Below are 15023 nucleotides of genomic sequence, written 5' to 3'. Positions count from 1 at the left end.
ATGGATCTTTTCATCCAGGTCCTGCTCTCGGGGCTCAGCGTGGGCGCGATCTACGCGATCGTCGCCCTGGGCTTCGGCGTCATCTTCAACGCCACCGGAGCCATCAACTTCGTCCAGGGTGAGTACGTCATGGTCGGCGGACTCAGCGCCGCCATGCTCTACGAGGCGTGGGACGTCCCGATCTTCGTCGCGATCCTGGTCGCGATCGCGGTGACCACCGTGCTCGGGCTGCTGACGGAGATGGGGCTGCTCGGCTTCGGCCGCCTCCGGACGCCGGCCGCCATCACGATCGCCACGATCGCCATCGCGGTGATCGTCAAGGGCGCCGCGATGCTGATCTCGGTCCGCGACACCTATGCGCTGCCCTCGGTGCTCGGCTCGGAGTCGCTGCGGATCCTGGGCGCCTCGACCAGCCGGCAGACGATTCTCAACCTCGTCCTCGCCGTACTGGTCGTGGTCGCGCTGACGCTGTTCTTCCGGCGGACCAAGCTCGGCACCACCCTGCGCGCCGCCGCGGGAGACTCCGAGACGCTGCAGACGTTCGGCGTCTCCTACCGCACCACGGCCCGCTGGGCGTTCGTCATCGCGGCGGCCCTCGGCGCCGTGGCCGGCGCGGGCCTGGCCCCGCTGACCGTGATGTCGTTCGACTCCGGCACCCTGCTGGGTCTCAAGGGCTTCGCCGCGGCGATGCTCGGCGGTCTCGGCAACCCGCAGGGCGCGCTGGCGGGCGGCCTGCTGCTCGGCGTCGCCGAGGCGGTCGTGGCGGGGTACGGAACGTCGGCGTACGCGGACGTGGTCGCCTTCGTGGTGCTGCTCGCGATCCTGACCTTCAAGCCCACCGGCATGTTCGGCACGGCCCGGGCGGTGCGCACATGAGCAGTCGTCTCAGCGCTTTGCCACGCTCCCTGGGCAGGACGAACTCCTGGGAGCTGTGGATCACGATCGGTCTCCTGCTCCTGCTCCCGATGCTGATGGCGACCGACTACGCGCTGCACATCTGGACCCGGATGGCGATCTACGTGATCCTGCTGACCGGCCTGAACTTCATCAACGGCATGGCCGGGATGATCTCCCTGGCCCAGGCCGGATTCTTCGGCCTCGGCGCCTACGCCGCCGGCATCGCGGCGGTGCGCTTCGACGTGCCGCCCGTGCTCGCGCTGGTCATCGCGCCGGTGGTGGTGACCCTGGCGGCGCTGCTGGTGGGCATGATGTCGATGCGCCTGAAGGAGATCTACTTCAAGATGGCGACCCTGGGCGCCGGGTTCGTGCTCTTCCTCCTCTTCGGGCGGATGGTCGAGCTCACCGGCGGGCCCAACGGCCTGGTCGGCATCCCGCCGTTCTCGGTGTTCGGCTTCGAGTTCACCGAGCCGATCGTGAAGTACGGCTTCGTCGCGCTGCTCGCCATCATCGGCGCGATCGTGGCCCACAACCTGCTGGTGTCGCGTACCGGCCGGGCGTTGCGGGCCTACGGCGCCTCGGAGCCCGCGGCCCTGGCCGCCGGCGCCAGCCCGTTCAAGCTGCGCCTGCTCGCGTTCGGCATGAGCGGCTTCTACGCCGGCGTCGCGGGGGCGCTGGAGGCCTTCGACTCCCGCTTCATCAGCCCCTCCACCTTCGACTTCATGATGGCCGTCCTCCTGGTCGTCGCCCTCGTGCTCTCGGGGGCGGGACGGATGATCGGCCCGATCCTCGGAGCGCTGCTGCTCACGGGCATCGAGGTGTTCGCCGCCGACTACGCGGACTACGAGCCGCTGATCATGGGCGTGATCTTCCTGATCGCCATCCAGCTCTTCCCCCGTGGCCTCGCGGGCGAGCTGGCCGCGCGCCGCGAGGACCGCCGCGAGCGGGCCAAGCGCGAGGCGGCCGAACAGGCCAAGCCGGACCAGGAGGTGGTGCGGGCATGAGTACGAGCGAGCGCCAGGGCCTGCGGGTCACCGGCGTGTCCAAGGCATACGGCGGCCTGCAGGTGCTGAAGGACGTGACGCTGCGGGCGCCGGCGGGATCGATCACCGCGGTGATCGGGCCGAACGGCGCCGGCAAGAGCACGCTGGCCAACGTCATCTCCGGCTTCGTCACGCAGGACGCCGGCCAGGTCTTCGTCAACGGCGCCGAACTGCCGGCCGGCAAGGCGGTCGCCCGCGCGGGCCACCGCCTGGGGCGGACCTTCCAGAACCTGGAGGTCTTCACCGGCATGACGGTGCTGCACAACGTCGCGATGGGAGCGTACTCCCGGCAGAAGGGCAGCCACCTGGGCGACCTGATCCGTGGTCCTCGTACCCGGCGCAACGAGCGGGAGGCCGAGGAGTCGGCACGGGCTCTGCTGCGCAAGTTCGGGCTGGAGCACCGGGCCGACTCCCTGGTGGAGTCCCTGCCCTTCGGCGAGGCGAAGCTCGTCGAGATGGTCCGCGTGCTGGCGATGGAGCCGGAGGTGGTCGTCCTCGACGAGCCCGCCGCCGGGCTGCCCCCGGCCAGTGCCATGCCGCTGGCCGAGACCATCGCCGGGATGGCCCAGGAGGGCATCGGGGTGCTGCTCATCGAGCACAACATGAAGCTGGTGATGAGCATCTCCGAGCACGTCGTCGTCCTCGACCAGGGACGGGTGCTGACCGAGGGGTCGCCGGCCGAGGTCCAGAAGGACCCGAGGGTGATCGAGGCCTACCTCGGCCCCGGCCACGCGAAGAGCGAGGAACTCACGCTATGAGCAGCATGGACACCAACACCCGGGCGGGCGTCCACGAGCGGGCCGGGGAGCACGTCCAGACCCAGGGCCTCGTCGTGGAGGGCCTCACGGTCCGCTACGGCCGCGTCGAGGTCGTCCACGGCGTCAGCTTCCGGGCGCTGCCGGGCCAGGTCACCTGCCTGGTCGGGAACAACGGCGCCGGCAAGACGACCACCATCCGCGGCATACTCGGGCTCCAGCCCAGCGGGTCGAGGAAGGTCACCTTCCGGGGCGAGTCCCTGGCCGGGCTGCCCACCCACGCCATCGCACGGCACGGCATCGCGCTCGTGCCGGAGGGCCGCCGGGTCTTCGCCGACCTGACGGTGCTCGAGAACCTCCGGATGGGCGCGGTGCGGCGTCCCGGCGGCTGGCGGGACGCCGAGAAGCTCGGCGAGGTCTTCGACCTCTTCCCCGAGCTGAGGGAGCGCACTGACAGCAAGGCCGGTCTGCTCTCCGGCGGCCAGCAGCAGATGCTCGCGATGGGGCGGGCGATGATGGCCCGGCCCGAGATGCTCGTCCTCGACGAGCCGTCGATGGGGCTCAGCCCGGTGCTGGTCAACCGCATCTACGAGGCGCTGGTCGCGCTGCGCGCGCAGGGCTACACGATCCTGCTCTCCGAGCAGAACGCCAACCTGGCGCTCGAACTGGCAGACCACGCCTACGTCCTCGAAACCGGGCGGATCGTCGAGGAAGGCGCCGCCGCCGACCTCGCCCGCTCGTCGAGGGTGCAAGCGATCTACCTAGGAGCATGAGGATGAACCAGATCTACCTTGAGCCCGCGGCCCTGGCCGAGATGCTCGGCCGGCCGGACGTCCGGGTCGTCGACACCCGCGCCTCGCTCGCGGACGGGCCCGGCGGCCGGGACATGTGGGCCGCCGGCCACGTCCCCGGCGCGGTGCACGCCGACTGGATCGAGGACTGGGGCACCACCGTCGACGGCGTCGAGGGGATGCTTCCTGAGCCCGAGGAGTTCGCCAAGGCCATGTCACGCCTGGGCGTCGGCAACGACACCCTCGTGGTCGCCTACGACGACAACTCCCTGTTCACCGCCTCCCGGCTGGCCTGGGCGCTGCTGCACCACGGCCACCAGCGGGTCGCGATCCTCGACGGCGGCTTCCCCGCCTGGCAGGCGGCCGGCCTCGAGGTCTCCACGGACCAGGCCGACGGCCGCCCGGAGCCGCGCGACTACCGCCCCGGCGCCCCGCAGGGGATGCGCCGGGAGATGGACGAGGTCCGCGCGCTGCTCGGCCGCGACGACGTGACGCTGGTCGACTGCCGGATGGAGGAGACCTTCGCGGCCTCCGAGGGGCGGATCCCCGGCGCCAACCGGCTCCCCTCCCCGAGCCTGATCGGGGAGGACGGCCGCTTCAGGCGCGGCGAGGAAGTCGCCCGGCTGGCCGCCGACGCCGGCGTGGACAAGGACCGCCCCGCGGTCCTCTACTGCGGCGGGGGCGTCTCCGCGGCCGCCGTGCTCATCGCCCTGCGCGACGCCGGCTTCAGCGACCTCGCCCTCTACGACGGCTCGTGGTCCGAATGGTCCCAGCACGCCGACAACCCGATCCAGAGGCACGGATGAACCAGCGAAAGGGCCCGGCGCCGCTCGGCGCCTACGTCCAGACCATGACAGCGGCCGGCCTGTGCTTCGTTTCCGGGCAGGTGCCGGTCGACCGCAACGGCGACACCCTGCCCGCCGACGACCTGGTCGCCCAGGCCGAGCAGGTCTTCGCCAACCTGGAGGGCTGCCTGGCCGACGAGGGCCTGGCGATGTCCGACGTGGTGTCGATCACGACCTACCTGCGCGACGTCGCCGACGGCCCCGAGGTCTCGGCGGTCCGCGCCCGGTTCTTCGGCGACCACCGGCCCACCAGCACCGTCGTGGAGGTCTCCGGGTTCCTCAACCCCGCGTGGCGCCTGGAGGTCCAGGCGATCGCCGTGGCCCGCGAACCCGGCAGTAAGTAAGGGAGGAGTCACCGTGCGCATCGACAACCAGTTCGTCGTGCCCGCGACCCCGGAGCGGGCGTGGGAGTTCCTCACCGACCTGGGCCGGGTCGCCCCCTGCGTCCCCGGCGCCACCGTGGAGTCCGTCGAGGGCGAGGCGCTCACCGGCCGGGTGGCGCTGCGTATCGGCCCGATGAACATGACCTACACGGGTGAGGCCAGGTTCCTCGTCAAGGACGAGGTGAACAAGGTGGCCACCATCGAGGTCGGCGGCCGCGACGGCCGCGGCGGCGGCACGGTGAAGGCCAAGATCAAGGCCGGCCTGACCGAGGTCCCCGGCGGTACGCAGGTGACCCTGGCGACCGACCTGGGCCTCACCGGCCGAGTCGCCCAACTCGGGCAGGGGCCGATCAAGGACGTGAGCTCGAAGCTGATGCGCCAGTTCGCCGACAGCCTCGCCTCCAGGATCGACGAGCCCGCCCCGGCCGCCGGCAGCCCGGTCGCCCCGGCTGTGGAGGCCGAGCCGATCAACCTGCTCGACGGCTCGCTGGTGCCCAAGAAACAGCTCGCCGGCGCGGCCGCGGGCCTGGTGGCGCTGGTCCTCGCCTTCCTCCTCGGCCGGAGCGTCGGGAGGAGGGAGACCCGCTGATGTCGGACGTACTCACCACGATGGCCTACGAGCGGGCCCGCAGCGTCCCCGAGGCGCTCACCCTGCTCGCCGAGGGAGGCGAGGACACCCGCCCGATCTCGGGAGGCCAGAGCCTGGTGCCGATGATGAACCTCGGCCTGGCCGCGCCCGCGTTCCTGGTCGACGTGTCAGGCATCCCCGCGCTGCGCACGATCGGCGTCGACGGCGGACACCTCGTCGTCGGCGCGGCGGTCACCCACGCCGAACTGACCACCGACCCGCTGATCGCCGAGCACGCGCCGCTGCTCGCGATGGCCGCGGCCCACATCGGCAGCCGGCGGATCCGCAACCGCGGCACCATCGGCGGCTCGGTCTCCCACGGGGACGCGGCGGCCGAGCTGCCGGTGAGCTGCCACGTACTGGAGGCCGACTACCGGGTCGAGAGCCTGGGCCGCCAGGAGTGGCGCCCGGCGCGGGAGTTCTCGCTGGGCTACTACCAGACCGACCTCCGCTCGGGTGAGCTGGTGACGGCGGTCCGGATACCGCTGCGCCCGCGCCACGGGTGGGGCTTCCACGAGTACTCACGCCGCGCCGGCGACTTCGCCCTGGCCTCCGCCGCCGCGGGCGTCGCGCTGGACGGCGACCGGATCAGCAGCGCGGCCGTCGCCGTGACCGGCGCCGCCGACCGGCCGCTCCGGCTGGAAGCGGTCGAGCGACGGCTCACCGGTGTCACCGTCGCGGAGGCGGAGCGGGTGATGTCGGGCCTGGCCGCGGCTCTCGACGTCGCCGACGACCCGTACACCAAGGGTGCGGACCGGGCCCGGCTGATCGAGGCGATGGCGGTGCGGGCGGTCAGGGACGCCTGCGCCGACGCGAGGAGGGAACAGGCATGAGCCACGTCGAGACCCGGATGACACTCAACGGCAAGGAGGTCACCGGTCACGCGCCCGCCGACACCACGCTGGTGCGCTGGCTGCGCGAGCAGGCCCACGCCTACGAGGTCAAGGAGGGCTGCAACGAGGGCACCTGCGGGACCTGTACGGTGCTCGTCGACGGCCGGTCGGCGACCGGCTGCACCACCCTGGCGGTCCAGGTCGACGGCGCGCGGGTGGAGACCAGCGCGTCCCTGGCCGAAGGCGAGGAGCTGAGCCCGCTGCAGGCGAAGTTCTGGGAGACCGGCGCTTCCCAGTGCGGCTTCTGCACGCAGGGGATGCTGATGTCGGCCGTCGAGCTGCTCCGCTCCGGCGACGAGGTCACGCCCGCCAAGGTGCGCGAGCACCTGCACGGCAACCTCTGCCGGTGCACCGGCTACCAGGCGATCGTGGACGCCGTGGTCAAGGCGGCGGAGGAGGGGGCGACCCGATGACGGAGACCGTCCCGAGCCGCGCCCGGGAGACGACCCGCGTGGTCAACACCGAGGTGAAGCGGCAGGACTCGCGCGAGAAGCTGCTCGGCAAGACCCGCTACGCCGGTGACTTCGACGTCGCCGGCCAGCTCTACGCCCGCCTGGTCCGTTCGCCGCTGCCCTCGGCGCGGATCGTGGCCAAGGACGCGACCGCCGCGCTGGCGGTGCCCGGGGTCGTCGCCGTGCTCTTCGGCGAGGACGTGCCCAACAACGAGATCCCGACCAACACCGCCGGGATCAAGGGGCGGCCGCTGCCGCCGTCCTGGGTGCTGGCCACCGAGCGGGTGCGCTACCACGGCGAACCGGTCGCGCTGGTGGTGGCCGAGAACACGCGGGCGCTGGCCGCCGCCGAGGCGCTGGTGGAGATCGAGTACGACGCGCTCCCCGTGGTCTCGGACCCGGAGTCCGCCCTGGAGTCCGGCTCGGCGCGGGTGCACGAGGGCGGCAACCTGCTCAGCGAGTGGAACATCGACCGCGGCGACGTCGACAAGGTGTTCGCCGAGGCGCCGATCGTGGTGGAGGGCCGCTACGAGGCGCAGGTCGTCGACCATGCCTACCTGGAGCCGGAGACCGGCATCGGGTGGCTGGACGACGAAGGCGTCATCAACATCAAGGTCTCCACGCAGGAGATCGAGCACTACCGGCGCATCGCGCACGTCGTGGGGCTGCCGGACTCCAAGGTGCGCGTCCAGGCGCCGTACCTCGGCGGCGGCTTCGGCGGCAAGGAGGACATGACCGTCGAGCCGTACATCGCGCTGGCGGTGCAGCGGACCGGCCGGCCGGTGAAGATGACCTGGAGCCGGCAGGAGTCGCTGACCGCGCGGGCCAAGCGGCACCCGGTGCGGATGAGCTACCGGACCGCGGCGACCGAGGACGGCCAGCTGCTGGCCCACGACATCGACATCGTCTCGGACGCGGGCGCCTACCCGCTGCTCAGCGGTTTCGTGCTGCTGTACATCACCCTGAACGCGGCCGGGCCGTACCGCTGCGACAACGTACGGGTGCGCTCGCGCGCGGCCTACACGAACAACACGCCGGGTTCGGCGTTCCGCGGGTTCGGCGGGATGCAGCCGGTGCTGGGCTACGAGGCGCAGATCGACAAGGTCGCCGACGCGGCCGGCCGGGACCGCGTCGAAGTCCGCAAGCGCAACGCCTTCAAGACGGGCGACCGGATCCCCGCCGGACAGCCCATCGAGACCGCCGTGTGGCTGCCGCAGTGCATCGACGCGGTGATGGAGGCGATCGGCCCCCGGCCCGAGCCGTCCTCACCCGAGCACCGGGTGGGTCTGGGACTGGCGTGCAACGTGCAGCCGTACGGGCGGGTGGCGTGGATGAACGACTCCGCCTCCGCATGGGTGGGCTGCGAGCGCGACGGCGGCGTCGTGGTGCGCTGCGGCGTGCCCGACGTGGGCGGCGGCCAGGTGTCGTCGCTGGCGCAGATCGCCGCCGAGGTGCTGGGCGTGCCGATCGAGAACGTCACGGTCCACTTCGGCGACAGCGCGCGCACCCCGCTGGCGGGACGGACCACGGCGACCCGGCAGCTCTACATGTCCGGCAACGCCGTGCTGTCGGCGGCCCGCGAGCTCCGCGCCCAGCTGGTGGCGGGCGTGGCGAAGGCGACCGGCTGTGCCGAGCACGACCTGACGCTCGCCGAGGGCGGCGTGCTCACGCCTGAGGGGGTGGTGCCGCTGGCCGAGGTCGTGGCGATGTGCCTGGCGAACGGCGTGGCGATCAACGCGATGAAGACGTACTTCGCGCCCACCGCGAAGCCGGTGACCCAGCTGATCGACTCCGAGCGGATCGTCCCGGACTTCACCTTCGGGGCCCACGCGGCGTACATCGAGGTCGACACCCGGACCGGTGAGGTGCGGCCACTGCGCTACGTCGCCGCCCACGACGTGGGCCGGGCGATCAACCCGCTCAGCGTGCGCGGCCAGATCGAGGGCGCGGTCGTGCAGGGCCTGGGATACGCCCTGTCCGAGCGGATCGTGTACGACGAGGCCGTCAACCTCACCGGCGCCTTCTACCAGTACGCCATCCCGACGGCCGCCGACTGCCCGGAGATCGAGGTGAAGGTCCTGGAGTCCGGTGAGGGCGTGGGGCCGTTCAACGCGCGGGGCATCGGGGAGCCGCCGATCGGGCCGTGCGCGGCCACGATCGCCAGCGCGGTCGAGGACGCCGTGGGCGCCAGGCCCACCACCCTGCCGATGCTCGCCGAACGCGTGCTGAAGTGCGTCGACGAAGGGGGCCGGGCATGACCCCCACCGGCGTCACCCCGCAACGGACGCTGTCGATCGTGCCGATCGACACCCCGAGCCTGGGTGACCGCAGCTACCTGGTGCACGACGGATCGGTGGCGTTCGTGGTGGACCCGCAGCGCGACATCGACCGGGTGCTGGAGGTGCTGGACCGCGAGGGCCTGTCGCTGACGCACGTGTTCGAGACCCACGTCCACAACGACTACGTCACCGGCGGGCTCGCGCTGGCCAGGGAGACCGGCGCGGCGTACCTGCTCAACGACAGGGACGAGGTCGCCTTCGACCGGGAGCCGCTCCACGACGGGCAGTCGCTCGGGATCGGGGACCGGATCCGGGTGGAGGTCGTGGCCACGCCGGGGCACACCTTCAACCACCTCTCCTACGTGCTGCACGACCGGCACTCGGGGCAGGGGCTGGCGGTCTTCTCCGGAGGGTCGCTGCTCTACGGCTCGACCGGGCGGCCGGACCTGCTGGGCGAGGAGCACACCGACCGGCTGGCCCGGTTGCAGCACGGCTCGGCGCGGCGGCTGCGCGAGCTGCTGCCGGACGACGCGCTGCTCTACCCGACCCACGGGTTCGGCTCGTTCTGCTCGGCCACGCAGTCCGACGCCGCGGAGTCCACCATCGGCATGGAGCGTTCCACCAACCCCGTGCTGCTGCACGACGAGGACACCTACGTCCGGCAGCTGCTGGAAGGGCTGGGCGACTGGCCGGGGTACTACGTCCACATGGCGTCGCTGAACAGCGCCGGTCCTGAGCGGCCCGATCTGACGTTCCCGCGCGAGGCGACGCCGGAGGAGATCCGGCGCCGCGTCGACGCGGGCGAGTGGGTGGTCGACCTGCGGAACAGGACGGCCTTCGCGGCCGGCCACGTGCCGGGCAGCTTCAACTTCGGGCTGGACGGCTCGTTCGCGACCAACCTGGGCTGGTTGTTCGACTGGGGAACCCCGATCACCCTGCTGGGCGAACTGCCCGAGCACGTCTCACAGGCGCAGCGCGAGCTGGTACGGATCGGCATCGACCGTCCGGTGGCCGCGGCCACCGGAGGTCCCGGTCAGTGGAGCGACCGGGAGCCGGCCGCCTTCGGCCAGGCCGACTTCCGCCGCCTCGCCGAGGTGCTGCGGGAGCGGCCGGTCGTGGTCCTGGACGTACGGCGGACCGACGAGTTCGAGGCCGGGCACATCGAGGGCGCGGTGAACGCGCCGCTGCACGAGCTGCGGTCATCGGACCTGCCCGGCGGGGAGCTGTGGATCCACTGCCAGAGCGGCTACCGCGCCTCGGTGGCGGCGTCGCTGCTCGCCGCGGCGGGCCGGGACGTGGTGGCGGTCGACGACCACTTCGGCGAGGCGGCGGGCGCCGGCCTCACGGTGACGAGCGGAGGGGCATGACCCTCGCCGTCGTGCTGGCGCTCTCATTACTGGTCGGCGTCGCGCTCGGCGCTCTGGGGGGTGGCGGCTCGATCCTGACAGTGCCGATCCTGGTCTACGTCGCGGGGCTGGAGCCGAAGCAGGCGATCGCCACCTCCCTGCTGGTCGTGGCCGCCACCTCGGTCGCCGGGGCGGTCACCCACGCCCGCGCGGGCCGGATCCGGTGGCGGACGGGTGTGCTCTTCGGCGCCGGCGGGATGGTCGGCGCCTTCGGCGGCGGCATACTCGGCGGTTACGTACCCGGGCGGCTCCTGCTGATCGGCTTCGCGCTGATGATGGTCGCCACCTCCATCGCGATGCTCCGCGCCCGGCGTACCGAACCGGCGCACGCCCGCGGCGACGTGGCCGTGGTCCGCGCCCTGATCGACGGCGTGGTGGTCGGCCTGGTGACCGGACTGGTCGGCGCCGGGGGAGGGTTCCTCGTCGTCCCCGCCCTCGCGCTGCTCGGCGGGCTGCCGATGGCCGCCGCGGTCGGCACCTCGCTGATCGTGATCGCGATGAAGTCCTTCGCCGGCCTCGCCGGCTACCTGACCAGCGTCTCCATCGCTTGGAACCTCGCCATCGGCGTCACCGCGGCCGCCATCCTCGGCAGCGTGCTCGGCGGCTGGCTCGCCGGACGGATCCCCGAAGCCCGGCTGCGGAGCGTCTTCGGCTGGTTCGTGCTGGTGATGGGGGCGTTCGTGCTGCTGGAGCAGGCGGCGCCGCCCGGCGGGCTGCTCCCTGGCATGGTGATACTGGCCGCGGTGGGACTCGTGGCCGGTGCGTGGCGCGTGTGGACGGTGCGTGCCCGCAGCACGTCGGTGTCATAGGTGGAGTTGCGATGGCTGTGATCTATCTCGTCAGGCACGGGCAGGCGTCGTTCGGCGCGGCGGACTACGACGCCCTGAGCGAGCTCGGCCGTCACCAGGCCCGGCTCGTCGGTCAGGAGCTCTTGGGCCGGGCGCGCGAGCCGCTGCTCGTTTCCGGGTCGCTGCGCCGGCAGAAGGACACCGCCGCGCTGCTCGGCCTGCCGGCCGCCGTCCCCGTCGAGGATCCGCGCTGGAACGAGTACGACCACCTCGGGCTCGTCCGCCGGTACCTGGACGATGGCACTTCGCACACCACCGGCGACAGCCGCCAGTTCCAGACCCACCTCGACCAGGCACTCAAGCAGTGGATCGAGCAAGGCCACCCGGGAGGATGGGACACCTTCGCGGGCTCCGCGGTCGAGGCGCTGCACGCCATCCCCGGCCGTCTCGCGCCTGGTCAGGACGCTGTCGTGGTGACCTCCGCCGGCGTCATCGCCGCCACGGCAGGCTCGCTCCTGGAGGTCCCGGCCACCGGCGTCGTCGCACTCAACCGCGTCATGGTGAACGCGTCCATCACAGCCGTGCTGGCGGGCTCCTCAGGGCTGAGCCTGCTGTCGTACAACGAGCACGCGCACCTGGGGGCGTCACGGACCTACCGCTGAGCTGCTGTCCAGTCCGTGAGTCTCGGCAGCGCCGCGGACGGTCGTCGGGCGAGAACGCCTGCATTTTCGACCCCGACATCAGGTGTGGCCACACCGTCCATGCCCAAGCGCGGGCGGTCGCCGGCGGCGGCACGTCGTGCAGCATGGAGGCTCTTCTCGCCGGGGCCCGGGTCCCCGGAGTGCTCGCGGAAAATCGGGCGGATATGGCCCTGACCTGATGGGGTCCCGGCAGCAAAACGAAGTAGCACCTGCCCTGCGGTGAAGGCTGCGTTGGACGGGTTGGTGATCAAAGCGACTAGATTACGTGGGGTGACCGCGGACGACGACGTGCCCTCCAACCTCTCGCATCTCGGCGCGCCGATCGGGCCGATGATCCGTGTCCAGGGCGGGTCGGCCAACCGGCTGTACCGGCTCGACACCGACCAGGGGTCGTTCGCGGTGAAGGAGTTGAACCTCGTCGACCGCCGCTGGACCTACCACGTCGAGGACGTGTTCAGGTTCGAGCGGGCGGCTTTCGCTGCCGGCATCCCGATGCCAGAGCCGATCTCGGCCAGCCACCACACGCTCGTCCACCGGTGGGTCGAGGGAGAGAAGGTGCCCGAAGCACCGGTGTCGGCGGCGTACGCGTTCGAGATCGGTGAGATCCTCGCACGCATCCACGCACTCGACGTCGAGTGGACCCACGTGTCGATCGAGGACCCGACGTCACGGGACTGGCCCGAACTCGCCGAGCGGGCGGCGTCGACCGGACAACCGTGGGCCGATGAACTCGCCTCCCACGTCGAGACATTCCTCGCGATCGCCCACTTCGTCGACACCTGCGAACGGCCAGGCCCCGTCGTGCTGACCCATAAGGACATCCAACCGTGGAACCTGCTCGCTCGAGACGGTCGACCGGTGGTGCTCGACTGGGAGCTCTCGGGGATGCTCGACCTGGCCAGTGAGCTCGGCTCGACCGCGCTGAGCCTCGCGAAGGGATCTGGCTTCGACGACATCGAGCCCACCATCTTCCGCTCGGTACTCGACGGTTACGTCGCGGGGGGCGGAGCGCTGCCGCCGTCGGGTCCAAGCTGGTTCGTGTTCATGATCGGCGGCTGGCTGGGGTTCACGAGGTGGAACATCCTCCGCTGCCTCGCCGGTGTCGAGGCGAGCACCGGCCCTGCCCTCGCGCTGTCGCACGAGTCCGTGGGCAACGGCGTGCGCGGCCTCCCCGACATGTTCGGCCGCCTTCCGGAGCTCGAGGCGCTGCTCGTGTGACAGTGACCCGCTTCTGTGCCGGGTGCGCGGCGTAACCCGCGCTCCCGATCCCGCTCACCTCCAGCGGTGGGGCGGCCGGGACGCGGATGTGATCGGGCCACCGGGCCGCGACCAGGATCCAGTCGTCCCGCTCGGCCTCCACCACCCGCTCTGACGCCCCGATCTCCCGAAGCCGATCGAGATAGCAGACGACCTACGGCGGCGAGTTGCGTGATCTGCTTGCGGCCGGCCTCAAGCAGATCGATCTCCTCGCGCAGGTGGCTGTCGATCCGCCATTCGTGATTTCCGGGCGAGACAGGCGCAGTGGCCGAGCCCGGCGAGTCCGGCGAGCGTCCCCTGCACCGTCACTCCGAGCAGGAGCCAGTGCGGCCAGGTCGTGACCGGGGCGTCGCCACGCGACCATAACGTCAGGGCGAAGGTGGTGAGCCCGGCGCCTAACAGGACGCCGCTCATGGCCGTGTACCGACGCCGGGACAGCGTCCGCCCCGTCCGGGCGAGCAGCACGGGCCAGGAGAAGATCGCCAAGTATTGCAGCGCACCGCCGATGAGGTAGCCCGCGAGCTGGACGAGGGACGCCGACGCGAAGCCCTGGTGCGTCCAGTCGAACATCTTGCCGAGCCATGAACCCGTCGCCCAGACGATCGTCAACGCGGCGGCGAGGACGAGGAACACGCCGACCGTCCCGCGGCCGTCGGTGGCAGGCGTGTCGCTCATGTCCGGTGCCGCTCCTCGCCGGCGGTCTCCACGCTGACCGGCCTGCAAGGAATGCAGGTCGCGGTTGCCGCCGTTCGATCACTGTACGGGTAGGAAAAGGCCATCCAGCCGGTCAGTGGTCGCCTTGGCGGCCGAGGGTGTCCACCGGGGTCGCGCCGGGGCGGGTCCACTGCGGTGCGGGGCGGCTGGTGGGGCCCCAGGTGGCGTTGCCGTCCGCGTCCGAGCGCCAGTACCAGCAGGCGTGGCGCCCCTCGGGCCAGCCCTCCGGCTTGTCCTCCCATGCCTCGCCGCGGCCGTAAGGCGTCATGTCGAGCAGGCCGAAGGACCCGTCGGCGGACTCGATGCCACGACCCGTCGTGGTGTAGGTCAGGAACACGCGGTCGCCGTCGCGCAGGTAGCAGGTGATGTGCCCCATTTCTCCACCCACCGGCTCGTCCACGTCGCGCACCGAGTACCAGGGCTGGGTGTAGCCCATGAAGTCGACGAAGGGGGCCACCTCGTCCCAGACGCCCGTGGTCAGGATGGCGAACGAGACGCCCCGGGCGTTGAGGTAGACGGCGTCCTTCAGGTGCCAGGCCGTGACGGTGCAGCCTTCGCACTGCCCCTGGTGCGGCGCGCCGTCGTGCCACATGTGCTTGTAGACCACGAGCTCGTCGCGGCCCTGGAACAGGTCCAGGAACGGGACCGGGCCGTCGGCTCCGACGACCTCGACCGTACCGTCGAACTCCACCATCGGCAGCCGGCGGCGGGCGGCGGCGATGGCGTCGCCCTCGCGGGTGTGGGCCTTCTCGCGGACCAGGAGCTTGTCACGGGCGGCCTGCCAGGTGGCGAGGTCGACGACGGGCGGGCGGCCGGGCAGTGTCATGGTGTCCTCCGTGGTCCTCGTGACGGGCGGCGTCGTACGACGCCATGGCGGTCATGAGAACAGACCCGCGACCCGGCCGGAACTCGTCGCGGCCGGGGCTTGGAAAGGTTTTAGGAGTGGGTGGCGCGGATCTCCGTCACGGTGAACGCGTCGACGATGTGCCGGTTCTGCACCAGGAAGCCCACGACGCCCGCCACCGCCTCCGCGGCCAAGGTGGCTCTCACCTGCGCGGTCAGGAGGTAGACGAGGGGGGTCGACGGCTGGGTGAGGGTGAGGGCGCGGTCGTGGCGGTGCACGTCCTGCAGTGCCCTGATCGGGATCGGCCGCTCGGTGGTGAACCAGGCCGCGACCTCCCACAGCGGCAG

17 protein-coding genes are annotated in these 15023 nt (G+C 71.6%); 14 read left to right on the top strand and 3 right to left on the bottom strand.

Annotated features, from left to right (window positions below; genetic code table 11):
* From ACZ6YG_RS37440 to ACZ6YG_RS37375, 14 genes are all read left to right on the top strand, one after another.
* Entirely contained in the window at positions 1 to 876 is an 876-nt protein-coding gene (locus ACZ6YG_RS37440) for a branched-chain amino acid ABC transporter permease (protein WP_148036164.1), read from the top strand.
* On the top strand, positions 873 to 1901 hold the full coding sequence (locus ACZ6YG_RS37435; RefSeq protein WP_148036165.1) for a branched-chain amino acid ABC transporter permease: 1029 nt from the start codon (positions 873 to 875) through the stop codon (positions 1899 to 1901). Before ACZ6YG_RS37440 ends, ACZ6YG_RS37435 begins: the two co-directional genes overlap by 4 nt.
* Positions 1898 to 2698: an ABC transporter ATP-binding protein gene (locus ACZ6YG_RS37430; RefSeq protein WP_148036166.1), complete on the top strand. Its 801-nt coding sequence runs from the start codon at positions 1898 to 1900 to the stop codon at positions 2696 to 2698. Before ACZ6YG_RS37435 ends, ACZ6YG_RS37430 begins: the two co-directional genes overlap by 4 nt.
* Positions 2695 to 3468 (top strand): ABC transporter ATP-binding protein, encoded by a 774-nt coding sequence (locus ACZ6YG_RS37425; RefSeq protein WP_466020585.1) that lies wholly within the window; start codon positions 2695 to 2697, stop codon positions 3466 to 3468. The genes ACZ6YG_RS37430 and ACZ6YG_RS37425 overlap by 4 nt, the downstream gene beginning before the upstream one ends.
* A 2-nt stretch (positions 3469 to 3470) precedes the next feature.
* Positions 3471 to 4292: a sulfurtransferase gene (locus tag ACZ6YG_RS37420; protein ID WP_466020584.1), complete on the top strand. Its 822-nt coding sequence runs from the start codon at positions 3471 to 3473 to the stop codon at positions 4290 to 4292.
* Positions 4289 to 4675, top strand: coding sequence for a RidA family protein (locus ACZ6YG_RS37415; RefSeq protein WP_271276650.1), 387 nt, complete (start codon positions 4289 to 4291; stop codon positions 4673 to 4675). Before ACZ6YG_RS37420 ends, ACZ6YG_RS37415 begins: the two co-directional genes overlap by 4 nt.
* A gap of 13 nt (positions 4676 to 4688) precedes the next feature.
* A complete protein-coding gene (locus tag ACZ6YG_RS37410) occupies positions 4689 to 5303 on the top strand; it encodes an SRPBCC family protein (RefSeq protein WP_466020583.1) in 615 nt (204 codons plus the stop codon).
* On the top strand, positions 5303 to 6175 hold the full coding sequence (locus ACZ6YG_RS37405) for an FAD binding domain-containing protein (protein WP_466020582.1): 873 nt from the start codon (positions 5303 to 5305) through the stop codon (positions 6173 to 6175). Before ACZ6YG_RS37410 ends, ACZ6YG_RS37405 begins: the two co-directional genes overlap by 1 nt.
* A complete protein-coding gene (locus ACZ6YG_RS37400) occupies positions 6172 to 6648 on the top strand; it encodes a (2Fe-2S)-binding protein (protein WP_148036171.1) in 477 nt (158 codons plus the stop codon). Before ACZ6YG_RS37405 ends, ACZ6YG_RS37400 begins: the two co-directional genes overlap by 4 nt.
* Positions 6645 to 8945, top strand: a complete 2301-nt coding sequence (locus ACZ6YG_RS37395) for a xanthine dehydrogenase family protein molybdopterin-binding subunit (RefSeq protein WP_466020581.1) — start codon at positions 6645 to 6647, stop codon at positions 8943 to 8945. The genes ACZ6YG_RS37400 and ACZ6YG_RS37395 overlap by 4 nt, the downstream gene beginning before the upstream one ends.
* On the top strand, positions 8942 to 10333 hold the full coding sequence (locus ACZ6YG_RS37390; RefSeq protein WP_466020580.1) for an MBL fold metallo-hydrolase: 1392 nt from the start codon (positions 8942 to 8944) through the stop codon (positions 10331 to 10333). The genes ACZ6YG_RS37395 and ACZ6YG_RS37390 overlap by 4 nt, the downstream gene beginning before the upstream one ends.
* Entirely contained in the window at positions 10330 to 11181 is an 852-nt protein-coding gene (locus ACZ6YG_RS37385; protein WP_148036174.1) for a sulfite exporter TauE/SafE family protein, read from the top strand. The genes ACZ6YG_RS37390 and ACZ6YG_RS37385 overlap by 4 nt, the downstream gene beginning before the upstream one ends.
* A gap of 11 nt (positions 11182 to 11192) precedes the next feature.
* On the top strand, positions 11193 to 11822 hold the full coding sequence (locus tag ACZ6YG_RS37380) for a histidine phosphatase family protein (RefSeq protein ID WP_466020579.1): 630 nt from the start codon (positions 11193 to 11195) through the stop codon (positions 11820 to 11822).
* Positions 11823 to 12092: 270 nt separating this feature from the next.
* Positions 12093 to 13079 (top strand): phosphotransferase family protein, encoded by a 987-nt coding sequence (locus tag ACZ6YG_RS37375; RefSeq protein WP_466020578.1) that lies wholly within the window; start codon positions 12093 to 12095, stop codon positions 13077 to 13079.
* 231 nt (positions 13080 to 13310) lie between these two features.
* Here ACZ6YG_RS37375 and ACZ6YG_RS37370 read toward each other — a convergent pair whose 3' ends face one another.
* From ACZ6YG_RS37370 to ACZ6YG_RS37360, 3 genes are all read right to left on the bottom strand, one after another.
* Positions 13311 to 13793, bottom strand: coding sequence for a hypothetical protein (locus ACZ6YG_RS37370; RefSeq protein ID WP_466020577.1), 483 nt, complete (start codon positions 13791 to 13793; stop codon positions 13311 to 13313).
* A 112-nt stretch (positions 13794 to 13905) separates the two neighbouring features.
* Positions 13906 to 14658 (bottom strand): DUF899 family protein, encoded by a 753-nt coding sequence (locus ACZ6YG_RS37365; RefSeq protein ID WP_466020576.1) that lies wholly within the window; start codon positions 14656 to 14658, stop codon positions 13906 to 13908.
* Positions 14659 to 14768: 110 nt separating this feature from the next.
* A complete protein-coding gene (locus ACZ6YG_RS37360) occupies positions 14769 to 14954 on the bottom strand; it encodes a hypothetical protein (protein WP_148036179.1) in 186 nt (61 codons plus the stop codon).
* Between the last annotated feature and the right edge of the window lie 69 nt (positions 14955 to 15023).

The sequence above is a fragment of the Nonomuraea sp. NPDC054003 genome, assembly GCF_055585125.1.
This window is presented reverse-complemented; position numbering and strand designations above follow the sequence as displayed.

Bases quoted from the DNA above. Each gene is read 5' to 3' on its own strand.
- ACZ6YG_RS37380 (WP_466020579.1), top strand. From the start codon at position 11,193: ATGGCTGTGATCTATCTCGTCAGGCACGGGCAGGCGTCGTTCGGCGCG.
- ACZ6YG_RS37430 (WP_148036166.1), top strand. From the start codon at position 1,898: ATGAGTACGAGCGAGCGCCAGGGCCTGCGGGTCACCGGCGTGTCCAAG.
- ACZ6YG_RS37400 (WP_148036171.1), top strand. From the start codon at position 6,172: ATGAGCCACGTCGAGACCCGGATGACACTCAACGGCAAGGAGGTCACC.
- ACZ6YG_RS37415 (WP_271276650.1), top strand. From the start codon at position 4,289: ATGAACCAGCGAAAGGGCCCGGCGCCGCTCGGCGCCTACGTCCAGACC.
- ACZ6YG_RS37385 (WP_148036174.1), top strand. From the start codon at position 10,330: ATGACCCTCGCCGTCGTGCTGGCGCTCTCATTACTGGTCGGCGTCGCG.
- ACZ6YG_RS37395 (WP_466020581.1), top strand. From the start codon at position 6,645: ATGACGGAGACCGTCCCGAGCCGCGCCCGGGAGACGACCCGCGTGGTC.
- ACZ6YG_RS37370 (WP_466020577.1), bottom strand. From the start codon at position 13,793: ATGAGCGACACGCCTGCCACCGACGGCCGCGGGACGGTCGGCGTGTTC.
- ACZ6YG_RS37440 (WP_148036164.1), top strand. From the start codon at position 1: ATGGATCTTTTCATCCAGGTCCTGCTCTCGGGGCTCAGCGTGGGCGCG.
- ACZ6YG_RS37420 (WP_466020584.1), top strand. From the start codon at position 3,471: ATGAACCAGATCTACCTTGAGCCCGCGGCCCTGGCCGAGATGCTCGGC.
- ACZ6YG_RS37425 (WP_466020585.1), top strand. From the start codon at position 2,695: ATGAGCAGCATGGACACCAACACCCGGGCGGGCGTCCACGAGCGGGCC.
- ACZ6YG_RS37405 (WP_466020582.1), top strand. From the start codon at position 5,303: ATGTCGGACGTACTCACCACGATGGCCTACGAGCGGGCCCGCAGCGTC.
- ACZ6YG_RS37365 (WP_466020576.1), bottom strand. From the start codon at position 14,658: ATGACACTGCCCGGCCGCCCGCCCGTCGTCGACCTCGCCACCTGGCAG.
- ACZ6YG_RS37435 (WP_148036165.1), top strand. From the start codon at position 873: ATGAGCAGTCGTCTCAGCGCTTTGCCACGCTCCCTGGGCAGGACGAAC.
- ACZ6YG_RS37390 (WP_466020580.1), top strand. From the start codon at position 8,942: ATGACCCCCACCGGCGTCACCCCGCAACGGACGCTGTCGATCGTGCCG.